Source organism: Cohnella sp. GbtcB17 (assembly GCF_019091135.1).
Taxonomy (GTDB): Bacteria; Bacillota; Bacilli; order Paenibacillales; family Paenibacillaceae; genus Cohnella.
This window is the reverse complement of sequence record NZ_JAGXJW010000064.1, coordinates 19,004-31,976: the sequence shown is the minus strand read 5'-3', so window position 1 is coordinate 31,976 and position 12,973 is coordinate 19,004. Positions and strand designations below refer to the sequence as shown.

Annotated in this window: 11 protein-coding genes and 1 pseudogene; 1 reads left to right on the top strand and 11 read right to left on the bottom strand. The window is 61.6% G+C overall.

Features of this window, described 5'->3' with window-relative positions; all coding sequences use genetic code 11:
• From KVT38_RS35005 to KVT38_RS27520, 11 genes and pseudogenes are all read right to left on the bottom strand, one after another.
• Positions 1 to 642, bottom strand: a 642-nt coding sequence (locus KVT38_RS35005) for an ATPase, T2SS/T4P/T4SS family (RefSeq protein WP_254639605.1), incomplete at its 3' end; no start/stop codon positions are given.
• Positions 639 to 1,844 (bottom strand): CpaE/TadZ family protein, encoded by a 1,206-nt coding sequence (locus KVT38_RS27570; RefSeq protein WP_217596967.1) that lies wholly within the window; start codon positions 1,842 to 1,844, stop codon positions 639 to 641. The genes KVT38_RS35005 and KVT38_RS27570, both read right to left, overlap by 4 nt.
• 222 nt (positions 1,845 to 2,066) lie before the next feature.
• Positions 2,067 to 2,804, bottom strand: a complete 738-nt coding sequence (locus tag KVT38_RS27565; RefSeq protein WP_217596966.1) for a ThuA domain-containing protein — start codon at positions 2,802 to 2,804, stop codon at positions 2,067 to 2,069.
• On the bottom strand, positions 2,801 to 3,886 hold the full coding sequence (locus tag KVT38_RS27560) for a Gfo/Idh/MocA family protein (RefSeq protein WP_217596965.1): 1,086 nt from the start codon (positions 3,884 to 3,886) through the stop codon (positions 2,801 to 2,803). Before KVT38_RS27560 ends, KVT38_RS27565 begins: the two co-directional genes overlap by 4 nt.
• Before the next feature lie 32 nt (positions 3,887 to 3,918).
• Positions 3,919 to 4,746, bottom strand: coding sequence for a carbohydrate ABC transporter permease (locus KVT38_RS27555; protein ID WP_217596964.1), 828 nt, complete (start codon positions 4,744 to 4,746; stop codon positions 3,919 to 3,921).
• Positions 4,736 to 5,629 carry a carbohydrate ABC transporter permease gene (locus KVT38_RS27550; RefSeq protein WP_217596963.1) on the bottom strand — a complete coding sequence of 298 codons (894 nt, stop codon included), beginning with the start codon at positions 5,627 to 5,629 and terminating at the stop codon, positions 4,736 to 4,738. Before KVT38_RS27550 ends, KVT38_RS27555 begins: the two co-directional genes overlap by 11 nt.
• An 80-nt stretch (positions 5,630 to 5,709) precedes the next feature.
• Positions 5,710 to 6,828 (bottom strand): annotated as a pseudogene (locus KVT38_RS27545) (ABC transporter substrate-binding protein).
• A gap of 426 nt (positions 6,829 to 7,254) precedes the next feature.
• A complete protein-coding gene (locus KVT38_RS27535; RefSeq protein WP_254639604.1) occupies positions 7,255 to 8,289 on the bottom strand; it encodes a LacI family DNA-binding transcriptional regulator in 1,035 nt (344 codons plus the stop codon).
• Between the two features lie 787 nt (positions 8,290 to 9,076).
• A complete protein-coding gene (locus KVT38_RS27530) occupies positions 9,077 to 9,871 on the bottom strand; it encodes an alpha/beta hydrolase (protein ID WP_217596960.1) in 795 nt (264 codons plus the stop codon).
• A gap of 99 nt (positions 9,872 to 9,970) precedes the next feature.
• Entirely contained in the window at positions 9,971 to 11,002 is a 1,032-nt protein-coding gene (locus tag KVT38_RS27525) for a Gfo/Idh/MocA family protein (protein ID WP_217596959.1), read from the bottom strand.
• A 17-nt stretch (positions 11,003 to 11,019) separates the two neighbouring features.
• Positions 11,020 to 11,940 carry a sugar phosphate isomerase/epimerase family protein gene (locus KVT38_RS27520; RefSeq protein ID WP_217596958.1) on the bottom strand — a complete coding sequence of 307 codons (921 nt, stop codon included), beginning with the start codon at positions 11,938 to 11,940 and terminating at the stop codon, positions 11,020 to 11,022.
• Between the two features lie 133 nt (positions 11,941 to 12,073).
• Between KVT38_RS27520 and KVT38_RS27515 the strand changes: the two genes are divergently transcribed.
• The gene (locus tag KVT38_RS27515; protein WP_254639603.1) at positions 12,074 to 12,964 is read left to right on the top strand and encodes an AraC family transcriptional regulator; all 891 of its coding nucleotides are present in this window, start codon (positions 12,074 to 12,076) and stop codon (positions 12,962 to 12,964) included.
• The last annotated feature ends 9 nt before the right edge of the window (positions 12,965 to 12,973 follow it).

Sequence of the window (12,973 nt, the reverse complement as noted above, 5' to 3'; positions counted from 1 at the left end):
CGCGTCCAAAACAGTCGTCTTGCCCGGGCCGGTGCCGCCGCTGATGAAGATGTTGTACTTGGCCCGCACGAGCCGCCGGAGCAGAACCGCAGCCTCCTCGCTGATCGCACCGAGCTTGACCAGCTCGTCCATACCGAGCGGATGCGCGGGAAACCGCCGGATCGTGACGATCGGCCCTTGCAGCGCGACCGGCGGCAGGACGACATGCACCCGCGAGCCGTCGGGCAACCGCGCGTCCACGATCGGCGAAGCTTCGTTGACGATCCGGTTGACCTGACCGACGATCGACTGGATTAGATCCTCCAGCCGTTCTTGGCTCTCGAAGCCGAGCGACGCGCGCTGTAGCCGTCCGTTTTTCTCGAAAAAGATGCGGTCGTGCCCGACGATCATAATCTCGGTGACGTCCGGGTCGGCGAGCAGCGGCTGAAGCGCGTCCAAGCCTCTGAAGGAATGGAAGAGCCGGCTGACCGCCGCCGCCCGCTCCGCGGACGTCAGCCGGCGTATTCGCGGCTCGGCGAATAGCTCGCCTTCAATGAGCGTGCGCAGCTCGGCGTCGCTCACGGCCGCGTCCCACGCCAGCCTCGACCGGACGCGCTCGCGCACGGACGCGATCTCATCCGCCCTCAGCCCGGCGTCGATCATGCGTAGCCGCCTCCGGCCGCCACTCGCTCCCGAAGCTCGCCGCCGCCGGGACGACGGCCCTCGGGACGCGGCACATAGCCGGACTTGCCCTGCATCGCGGGCCGTTCGCCCGGACCGCCGTAGCCCAGCGCATCGAGCAGCCGGTCTACGCCGCCGGCGTACGCGGCAGATCCGAGAAGCGCGCCGATATCGGAGACGCGCTTCCACTGCGCAATGTAGGGCAGCGTCAGCCACTGCGCGCCGCCCGGCAGCCGCAGCGCATCTGCGGATGGTTCATCCAGCGCTTTGTTCCAAATAAAAGTGGACTTGCTTAAACCCTCAGGCAACCGCTCTCCCCACTCCCGCAGCATCGAATCGGTCTTGCGAAGCAGCTGTGCGTCATCCCCGGCGATCAAGCAAATTCTGCCGCTGAGCTCGAGCAGCCGCTGCTGCCAGCCGGCGAAGCCGCCGTCCGGATCGGCGACAATCAGATCGAAGCCGCCGTGCCGGCGCAGCGCTTCGATCAGCGACTCCAGACGCTCCGGCGTCATCGCGAGCAGCTCGGCCGGATGGTCTGCAGCCGCGAGACAGCCGGTGCCGAGCGAGGAACGTCTTGCGCCGAGCGACCGGATCCGCCCCTCGGCAGATGACGGGTGCGCCTCCAATTCGTACAGCAGCAAGGACAGTCCGTTCGTCTCCCCTCCGTCCGACTCTCCGCCGCCGAGCAGCGGACCGACGCCGCACAGCGCCTCCAAATTCAAATACATGACGCTGTACCCGCGCTCCGCAGCTTGCCTGGAAATATTGAGCGCCAGCGTCGTCTTGCCCGCGCCGCCGCCCGCTGAGTAGACGGTCCACAGCTCCGCCCCCTCCGACGGCTTCGCCGCTCTCGACGCCCCGGCCAGCCTTCGAATCTCCGCGGCAAGCCGTGGAAGCGACTGGTACTGCGCGATGGCAGGCAAGCCCTCATGCATCTCCGAAGCGCCGCTCTCTGTCAGCACGACGACCTTGGCGATGCCCCTCGCCCCCTGCCCGACAGCGGGCAGCAACGACTGCTGAACGACCAGCAGATCCGCTCCGCGCCCGCTCCGCAAATAAAGCTCCAGCGCTTCCGCCTGCGTGAAGGCCGCAATCTCCGCCAGCGGATCCCGCTCCTTCAAATAAAGCGCCAGCCGGCTCGCGTACCCCGGCTGAGGCGCGGCGACGACCAGCCGAATCCCCATCTCACCCAGCTCCTCTCTATCGCCGGCAACGACAAAAAAGCACCGCCAATTTCGATGTCATCATCGAAATCAGCGGTGCTTCCGCATGCCGTACGTTTGAATATATTTCTAAATTATCACGGCTCGGCGCCCGGCGTCAACCCTTTCCGACACCGAATGCCGACACCTCGCGCGCCTTCACCGCTCAGGCCTGATCTTGTCGAATATCAAAGCAACGTTCGCCTAATTTTTGGGCGCAATTGTCTCCAGCGGCTGCACGTTCCCGAATCTGGGCGCCGCCCCCCGCTCGTCCGCGCTCCAGCGCACGGCGTTCGCGATCACGCGAAGCACATGCGCGTTGTAATACGTCGGATACGTCTCATGTCCCGGGCGGAAATAAAAGATTTTGCCGTGTCCCCGACTGTACGCGCAGCCGCTGCGGAACACCTCTCCCCCCTCAAACCAGCTTACCAGCACCAGTTCGTCCGGGTCGGGCACATCGAAAAACTCGCCGTACATCTCTTCCTTTTCCAGCTCGAAATAAGGGGGCAGGCCCGCCGCGATCGGATGCGAAGGCTTGACGACCCACAGCCTTTCCTTCTCGTCGGCTTCCCGCCACAGCAGCGCGCAGGACGTGCCCATGAACCGCTTGAATATTTTGGAGTAGTGCCCAGAGTGCAGCACGATCAGCCCCATGCCTTCCCGCACGCGCCGCTGCACCCGGTCGACGATCGCTTCGTCAACCTCATCGTGCGCCCGGTGTCCCCACCAGACAAGCACGTCCGTATGCGCCAGCACTTCCTCAGACAGGCCGTGCTCCGGCTCGTCCAGCGTCGCCGTGCCCAGCTCGAACCCGTAGGGCGCGAGCCCTTCGCGCAGCGCCTCGTGAATGCCCGCCGGATAAATCCGCTGCACGTCGGGATTCGAGCGCTCGTGCCGGTATTCGTTCCAGATCGTTACCCGCGGCGTCGATGCTTTCATATTCCTGCCTCCTCGACGGGATCGTCCAGCTCTTCGATCCGAACGGATCGCCGCTCGCGGCTCGACCGAACGACCGCCTCCAGAATCTTCTGGTTCATGTAGCCGTCGTAAAGCGTCGGCCGCTCCTCGCGTGCGTCGTCCCGCACCAAATCAATGAAGTCCTGCATTTGCGCCAGCTTGAAGCGGGCCGGCACGGCGATCCGCTCCCGGACCTCGCTCCCCTCTGCATTGCGGTGAATCCAGGTGAGATAATCGCCTTCCTCCCAATTCATGTGAAGCGTGCCCACGTCCCCGTAGACGGCGATCTCGAACTGATTTTGCGAGCCGAAGGCATTGCGCGACGTTTGGAAGACGGCGGGTATGCCCGGCGCAAGCAAAGCGGTGAACGCTGCGAAATCGTCGATATCGACGTCCACCATCGCTCCGGTCGCAGGGTCTTCCCGCTGCCCGATCAGGTTTCGCATCAGCGACGCGACCTCAGTCGGTTCGCCCACCAGGAAGCGAGCCGCGTCGACCATATGCGAGCCGAGATCGCCGAGCGTGCCGGTCCCCGTGATCGCGCGATCCAGCCGCCAGTTCATCTTCGTCTCGAACGGCGTGCCCCCCCATTGCTGCAAATATTGAACGAACAGATGCCGCACCGGACCGATCCGGCCGTCGCGAATCCATTCGCGGGCCATCCGGAAGGCGGGCACGTAGCGATAGGAAAAACCGACCATGCACGGCGTCGGGTTGCCCGCCGCCAGCCGCTTCAGACTCGCCGCCTCTTCGTAGGTCCGCGTGAACGGCTTTTCCGTCATGAGCGGCTTGCCGTGCTTCAGGCACAGACGGATAATCTCGTAGTGCGCATCGTTCGGCGTGATGGACAGCACCGCGTCCACCTCCGGGTCGCGGATAAGCGACTCCGCGTCCGTATAGCGCGACCCGGCCGCGATGCCGTGGCGCTCCGCCCATTGTTCGACCTTGGCGGCATCTTGGTCGCAGACGGCGGCCAGCCGCACGCCCGCGATGCCGGCGAGCTGTCCCACATGGACGCCCGCCATGCCGCCGAGCCCGATCAGTCCCAATTTTACCGTTGTCATGCCGCTGATCCCTCCTCTATAGCACGGACCGATCATTTGATGCCGGTCATCGTAATGCCTTTGATAAAGTAACGCTGCGCGAACAGGAACACGATAAAGATCGGCACGAAGCTGACGACGTTGCCGGCCATAAGCAGGTTCCATTCGGTCGACCACTGCCCCTGCAGCTTGCTGAGGCCCAGCGGCAGCGTCATTAATTCCTTGCTGTTGACCGCGATGAGCGGCCACAGGAAGTTGTCCCAGGAGCTCATAAACGCGAAGATGGACAGCGCCGACAGCGTCGGCTTCACGAGCGGGACGATCACGCTGAAAAACACCCGGTAGTACGATGCTCCGTCAATGAAGGCCGCCTCCATCAGCTCGTTCGGGATTGTCATGATGCTCTGGCGCAGCAGGAACGTCCCGTAGGCGCTGAAGATGCCCGGCAAAATAAGTCCCGCGTACGTGTCGATCAGGTCTGTGCGCGAGAACAAAATGAACAAGGGCACGAGTGTCACCTGCGCCGGGATCATCATCGTCGTCAGAAACAGGACGAACAGGCCCTGCCGTCCCTTGAACGCAATCTTGGCGAACACGTAGGCCGCCATCGTGCAGATCGCCAGCTGCAGCAGCGTCGTCGCGACGGCTACGAGGGCGCTGTTCGCGAAAAAGCGATAAAGCGGAAAGTACCCTTCTATCTCCGCGAAATTGTCAAAATTCCAGCTCGAGGGCAACAGACGCGGCGGCATCGCCACAACCTCAAGATTGTCCTTGAAAGCGCCGAGCAGCATCCACAGGAACGGAAACGTCAGCGCGACCGCGAGCAGCGTCAGGAACAGATGCGCCGCCAGGTCCGCCGCGCGCTTTTTGCTACCGGTCATAGACGACCCACCTCCGTTGAAGCTGCTGCAGCGCCAAAGTCGTTACGAGGATGATGAGCAGGAGCACCCATGATTGTGCGGAGGCGAAGCCCATCTTGTTGAACTGGAAGGCGTTGCGGTACACCTGCTCGACGATCGTGCTCGTGGCGCCCGCCGGACCGCCGTTGGTCATGATCAGCACCTGGACGAACAGCTGGAACGAATTGATAAGCGAGATCGTCACGACAAAATACAGCGTCGGGGACAGCATCGGAACCGTAATTCGCCATAGCTTGCTCCAGGGAGACGCGCCGTCCAGCTCCGCCGCTTCGTAATAGTCCACCGAGATATCTTGCAGACCCGCCAAGAGGATGATGGATACGAAGCCGATGTCCTTCCAGAGCGTGACCAGGATGATCGCGACCATCGCCCAGAAGTCGTCCTGCAGCCAGATCGGCCCCTGGATGCCGACCTGCGCGAGCAAATAGTTGATCAATCCGCTCTGACCGTTCAACAGCCAGCGCCAGACGATCGACACGGCGACCCAGGACGTGATGACGGGCACGAACACGGCCGCCCGGTACAGCTTGACGCCGCGGATCGGCCTGTTCAGCAGCACGGCCAGCAGCGTGCCGAGCACGACGATCGACGGCAGGTAGCCGAGCAGGAATACGAAGACGTTGCGGATCGCGGTATACGATTTTTCCTCCCTGAACACCTGTGCGTAGTTGTCCCAGCCGATGAAATTCATCTTCGTCCAATGCGTCAGCAGATCCCAATCGGTGAAGCTGATGATGATCGACGATGCCATCGGCAGCAATTGGAACGCCAGCAAGCATAGCAAGGCAGGCGTTAAAAAGACGATAGCAGCCGTCCGGCGGCTCCACTTGCGCTGTCCGACCATGCCAACCTTTCCTTTCCGTCAGGCGAGGAGGGAAGACCGCCGCGGGGCGGCCTTCTCGTCTCCTGAATAATGGTTGAAGCCTACTTCATGAGCGCTTCGACGCGCTTTTGCGCCGCGTCGAGCGCTTCCTGCGCGGAGGAGCGGCCGAGCTTCGCCTTGTCGAGCTCTTCGCCGACGGCGGCCGTGAACTCGCCCCACTTCTCCGGCTTCGGTCCGACGGGCGGCAGCACGAGCGAATCCAGCGCATCGGTCACGACCTGCTTCGATTCGGGCGGCTTCTGCTTGTAGTACGCATCCAGCACCGCCGGATCCGTGACCGCCGGGATGCTCCAGCCCGCTTCGATCCGCTTCGATACCGCTTCGGGCGCGCTCGTGAAAAACTTCAGGAAGCGCCATGCGGCATCGGCATTTTTCGTCGTCTTCGCAGCAACGAGACCGTCCGCGAAGAAATGATGCGCCTTCTGCGTATTGCCCGGCTCCAGCGCGATATCCCAGTTGAACTTCGCTTCGCTGAACTTGGCAAAGTTCCAGATGCCGAAGCGCGCCATTGCCAGCTTGCCGTTCACGAAGGCGTTCAGATCCGCGTCCGGCTGGTTAAACGTATCGTCGTTCAGCGGCGGCGACACTTTGTACTTGGACGCTTTGTCGAGCATCCACTGCAGCGCCTCCACGTTGGCCGGGCTGTTCAGCGTCGGCTTGCCGTCCGCGCTCCAGACGCCGCCGCCGTTCTGGGCGATCGTCTTGTAAAATTCGTAGAACTGGATCGGCGCGTACGTGCCCCAGATGCCCTGCTTGGCGTCGGTCAGCTTCTGGGCCGCTTCCAGTTCTTCCTTCCAGGTCCACGAAGCATCCGGATATTTGAGACCCTTGGCGTCGAACAGGTCCTAGTTGTAGAAAAGCACGACGTCGGAGAAGCTCTCCGTCACGCCCATCTGCTTGCCGTTGTAGTTAAACGCATCATAGGCAAGCTTCTTGTAGACGTCGGGCTTGAACGAGCTGTCAGCCGAGATCGAAGGCGTGAGGTCGAGCAGTTGGTCCTTGGCCGCATAGGTCAGGAAGTTCTCATAGCCGACCTCGAACAGGTCGGGCGCGCTGCCGCTGGCAAGCAGCGTATTGAGCTTGGTCGTGTAGTCCGCGTAGGGGACGACCTCGTAATCTACCTTGACGTCGGCATTCGCCGCCTGGAAGGCGTCGATCATCGCCTTGAGCGTTTGCTCCTGTCCGGAGGCGGTATACGTCATCAGCTTGAGCGTGACCGGATCCTTGGCCGATGGCGCAGGGGAATCGGACGGCGTCGCCGTGGCCGATGAGGAAGCTTGCGGCGAAGCCGCGGACGGGCTTGCCGTGTTATTTTCTTTGTTTGCGCCGCAGGCGCCGAGCACGATCGTTGTGCCAAGCAGCAGCAGTGCCCCGCTTTTAGTTCGCAATGATACCCTCTCCTTTTCAATGTGAACCCTTCTGATGAACGATTTATGAACGATTTATGACCAATCGATCCGCGGATCGAATTGTCGGCGGGAGCGCCGACTTGATCACCTCCATGCATCGTTTACCGGCATGTAACCGCATTCATTTTCTTTGAAAAACCGGCCGGCATCCTGCCCCGGTTCACCGGCGATTGTGCGTCAATTCGGCGTCAGCCGCTGCACCGTCTGCCGAATCGCAAGCTCCAGCCGCGCGACGCTCGGATCGTCCGCCACCGATTCCTCGCCTTCTTCGATCGCCTTCAGCAGCCGATCCGCCGCCATCGCGCCCCGGGCGACGATGTTCTGCCGGACGGTCGTGAGCGGCGGATTGCACATCCGGGCGACGGGGATATCGTCGAAGCCGCCGACCGAGACGTCCTCCGGCACCCGCTTGCCCGCATCCGACAGCCCCCGCAGCACGCCCAGCGCGACCAGGTCGCTCGAAGCGAACACCGCCGTAATCTCGGGATGCCCGGCTGCGATCGCGGCCGCCGCCTCCTGCCCGTACTCGTAGCTGACCGAGTGCTCGAACACGTAGTCCGGGTGATAGAACAGGCCTGCCTCCTTCAGCGCGCGCTTGTAGCCGAGGAACCGTTTTTCCACGGCGCCGTCCTTGCGGATCAGTCCCGTCACCAGCGCGATGTTCGTATGCCCGTTGTCGACCAGCAGCTCCGTCGCCATATAGCCGCCGGCTTCGTCGTCGATCGATACGGTCTGGAAGTAGCTGTCGTTCACGTAGCTGTCGATCAGCACGATCGGCACCTTGACTCGCTTGAGGTCGTCGTAGAAGCTCTCCTGATAAATGCCCATGATGATCGCGCCATCGAGATTGCGCTGCATGGACGTATCGAGATAGCCTTCGCCCTTGTCGACGCCCGAGAGAATCATGTGATAGCCGGACTGGCGAAGCCTCGCTTCGATGCCGCATACAAGCTCCGAGTAAAACGGATTTTGCAGCAAGAGCTGCTTCTGATCCTCCGTCTGGGGGATGACGACGCCGATCAGCTTCGATCGGGTGCCCGCCAGACTTCGCGCCGAAAAATCGGGAATGTAGTTGAGTTCCTCCACCGCGCGGCGCACCTTGGACGCGGTCTCCTGGGACACCTTGCCTTCCCGGCCGTTTAATACGTAGGACACGGCCGCCGTGGATACGCCTGCGCGCTCCGATACGTCACGAATCGTAATGCGTTTCAATGGGGTCACCTTCTGCGGGCTGTTGCCAATCCGTTTATTTGTTTTAGTTTAAGCGTTTAACCTTACAATGCGATTATAAAAAGGATTGAAGGCGATTTCAAGCGTTATTTTTGCTAATTTATCGGTTATTTTAAGTTAAACGTTTTAACCATTTGTCGTCATATTGGGGTGAACACAGGACAAGGGTCTTGCCGCATAAAGAGATTCTAAACAGGACCTCCTCGAATGACCAAGCAGTTTACCAAGCTAATGAGGTCCTGGATAGGACCTCTAAGCGGGTGAGCAACACCAACCAAGTCAAAGAAGTCCTGATTAGGACTTCCTCACACGCCACGCCTCCGTTCATGCTCGAGAGTTTCTGGATAGGACCTCTAAGCGGGTGAGCAACGCATACCACGCCAATGAGGTCTTGTTTAGGACCTCCTCACGCGCCACGCCTCCGATCATATCCGAGAGGTTCTGGATAGGACCTCTCGGGGAGTCCGCAACGCCTACCAAGCCAAAGAAGTCCTGGATAGGACTACCTCGCACCACCATTCTGCCAACCGAATGAAGAGTTTCTAAGTAGGACGCTTAGCATGCTGCCACCTAGCATACCTCTCCAAAGGAACTTGTGTTACTGGAGAAAAAGCGGCACTTTTGCGTGATAGGCGGAAACGGCGAGCGGGGACGGATGTCGATGGTGTACTTAGCGTGCCAGATCGTCTTGTTCAGAAGACCGCAGGTAAAATAAAAACGGGACGAAGCGGGTCTTTCTCCCGCTTCATCCCGTTTTGCGTTAACCGCTTTAAACCTTGCCGCCCCGAAGCGGCAGCCAGGCGAGCACGCGCTGGATGTGCTCGTCCCAGTAACCCCAATTGTGATCGCCGGGGCCTTCCTCGTAGTCGAGGGCGATGCCGAGCGAACGGACATGGTCCCGGAACCGGACGTTGTGCGCGTACAGAAAATCCTCCGTGCCGCAGCACTGATACAGCTTGGGCAGCGATACGCCTGCGGCGGCGGCCCGCTCCGCGAGCGCGAACAAGTCGTCATCGGAGCCGGCGGCCTCTTCCTTGCTGCCGAAAATCCACTTATATTCCTTGGCCGCAAGCGGGCTGCCTTCATGATCGAAGGCCAGGATGTCCATGGCGCCCGACAGGCTCGCCACAGCCGCGAACTTCTCGGGCGAGCGAAGTCCGAGCTTCATCGCCCCGTAGCCGCCCATCGACAGACCCGCGGCAAAGCTGTCCTCGCGCTTCCCGGAGATCGGGAACAGCGATTGCGCGACATGCGGCAGTTCCTCGCTAACGAAGGTCCAGTAATCGAGCCCGCTTTTCATATTCGTATAAAAGCTTCTGTGCACCTCGGGCATGACGACGGCGATGCCGTATTCGGCCGCATAACGCTCGACGGACGTGCGCCGTAGCCAGATCGAATGGTCGTCGGACAGGCCGTGCAGCAGGTACAGCACCGGGAACTTGTCCCCCGTCTGCGCGCCGCCCGCTTCAACGCCGATGCCGTAGCTCCGTTCAGGAATGACGACGTTCATGCTCATGGACAAACCGAGCGTTTGCGCAAAAAAACCGCATTGAATGAGTGCCATCGAATCTCTCGCCTCCTGCGATATCAACCTCTACCTTCTACAATAGTAGAAGATCGCCGTCCGCGCCGCAAGGAGGGGCATTCAGCTTAGTATCCCCGCTTAGTAGTAGCCTCGCAGATCGACCTTCGCGCCCGAACGTGCGCTGTCGATGGCGCCGAGCACCATGGCCATGCTCTTGACGTTGTCCCGGCAATCGGTCTCCGCACGCCGTCCCTCCGCCAGGGAGGCGAACATCTCGTCGAGACAGCCTTGGTGCCCGGACCGTCCCTCCCATTCAAACGACGCTTCCACTCGCTCGTAGCCCCGGATGAATTTGCCCTCCTGATCGCCGGCGGCTACAACCTCCGCATAAGGAGCGCCAGCGCCATCCCAGATCGCCGTGCCGCGCTCGCCCGTGACCCGCCACTGGGATTCCCACGACGTCTGCGCGCCTTCGGCGCACCAGGAGCCCCGGTAGCAGAATACCGAGCCGTCCGACATCTCGAACACGCAGATCGCCGACGCGTTGCCCGCGTACCAGGAGCCCGGCGGGTTGAACTCGTGGCAGTAGACCGATACCGGATCCGCGCCGGTGATGAGCCGGGCCTGGTCAAACGTATGGATCGCCATATCCAAAATAAGCGGGCTGTCCATCGCGTCGCGGAAGCCGCCGAAGTGCGCGCCAATAAAAAAGTCCGCACCTACGTAACCGGCCTTGCCGATCGCGCCGCCCTGCACGAGTTCGCGCAGCGCGCGGATGTTCGCGTCGTAGCGGCGGTTTTGCATGACCGCGTAGGAACCGCCCGTCCGATCCGCGATGCCGATCAGCTCGCGCGCAGCTTCCATCGTCTCGGCCATCGGCTTCTCGCCGAAGACGTTCGCGCCGGCGTTCAGCGCCGTTCTGCACACCGAGAAGTGACTGGCCGGGATCGTCACGTCGAACACAAGGTTCGCGCCCGTCTCCGCCAGCGCCTGCGCCAGCTCCGTATAGATGCCGCAGGTCAATTCGTACCTGTCCGCCATCGCCTGCGCGAATTCCGCCTTGATGTCCACGAGCCCTACGATCTCAGCGTCCTCGCGCGCCAGCGCGTATTCCACCCAAGTTCTTGCCATGCCGCCGCAGCCCGCGACGACGATTCGATATGCGCTCATCCTCGTTCAACGCTCCCTTATACCGGATTCGGCACGAAGTCGCCGCCGCGGCTCCGTTTCAAATAATTCAACGCATGCACTTGCCCCGTCATCTCCAGCTCGTCCTTGTACACCGGATCGTGCCAGCCTTCGATGTCGATCGTCCCCCGGTAGCCGGATTGGCGCAAAATGGTGATGACGTCGGACCAGTTCGTATCGCCGAAGCCTGGCGTGCGGTGCCAAACGAACGGCTTCGGTCCGTGAATGCCGTGCTCCCGCACGACGTCCCAGGCGATCGTCGCATCCTTGCCGTGGACGTGGAACACGCGGTCCGCCCACTTCCGCAGCTGCGGGATCGGATCGATCAGGCTGACCATCTGATGCGTCGGCTCCCACTCGAGTCCGATGTTGTCGAGCGGCACGCTGTCGAACATCATCTCCCAGGCGGTCGGATTGTGCGCAATGTTCCAATCGCCCGTCCGCCAGTCGCCGCCCATGTCGCAATTCTCGAACGCGAGGCGCACGCCCCGGTCCGCGGCGCGGCGCGCCAACTCGCCGAACACCTCGGCGAATCTCGGGATCGACGCGTCGATCGGCTCGCCCACGAGCCTGCCCGTGAAGCCCGAGACGATGTCCGCGCCGAACAGATGCGCGTGGTCGATGAGCCGCTCCCAGCTCGCCAGCGTGTCCGCATTGTCGCCGTGGCCGGTCAGCGGATTGCCGAATACGCTTACAGCCGAAATGACGATATCCCGGTCCCCGATCGCTTCGCGCACTCGCTTGGCCGTCTCCGCCAGATCGGCGCCGCCGGTCGTCTGCCAATACGTCAAGTTAAACGACTCAAAGCCGTGAGGCGCGATCTGCGGGATGACCCGCGCCGCGTCGCCGCCGCCCACCAAGGTGCCGATGCGGATGCCCGTATGCTTGCCGATCGCCGAGCCGCCCTGTTGTCCGCTCATTGAATCCACTCCGATCCTAAGCTATATTGAATGAACTAGGTCGATTATAGCCTTATGCCTGCGCTCGTTCTCTATACAATCTTGCGTTTATATAGCCCGATCTTGGGCATCTCGAAGGGAGGCGCGGCACATCATGCATCCGCCCGAATTAAGAGAGGATACGTACTTGAGCGACGGCGCCTATCCCGTCAATCTGTTCCGCAACCATTGCCCGCCGGGCGCCGTCGGCCGCAGCGCGCTTTACTTGCATTGGCACGATCACTTCGAATGGATCTACACGGTGTCGGGACGCGCGATCTTCCATATCGACAGCCAGCCGTACGAGACGGCGCCGGGCGATCTGCTGCTCGTCCCGTCGGGCGGCCTTCATGTCGGATATGCGCTGACGGAGGAGCCAGTCGAATATTGGTCGCTCGTCTTCAACCGCTCGCTGCTGCAGGGGCTGGCGGTCGATCCGCTGCATGACCGGTACTTGTCCGCGTACGCGGAAGGGAGCCAGCGGCTGCCGGTCAAGTTCGCGGCGGACGAAGCCGACTATGAACCGATACGCCGCGGCTTTCTGGAGATCGGAGAGGAGTTCGCGGATAAGAAGCGCGCCTACGAGCTGGTCGTCAAGGCGAAGCTGTACCAATTGTTCGCGCTGGCGGCACGTCTGTGCATGCCCGAACGCGACGGCGAGCAGGCGGATCGGACCGGTCGGCGGATGGACCGCTTCAAGTCGCTTATTTTGCATATCGAGGCGAATTATGCGAACAAGCTGACGATCGAGGATGCCGCGCGGCTCGTCAGTCTGAACCCCTATCATTTTTGCAAGGTGTTCAAAAACGCGACCGGGCGCACGTTCGTGGAGTTCGTCAACCAGCACCGGATGAACGTGGCCGACCGGCTGCTGCGGGAAGGCGGGCTCACCGTGACGGAGATCGCCGAACGGGTGGGCATCGACAATCCGAATTATTTTACGAAGCTGTTCAAGCAGATCAAAGGCATGACGCCTTCGGAGGCAAAAAAAAGAGGCGGCGGATAAGGCGGATAA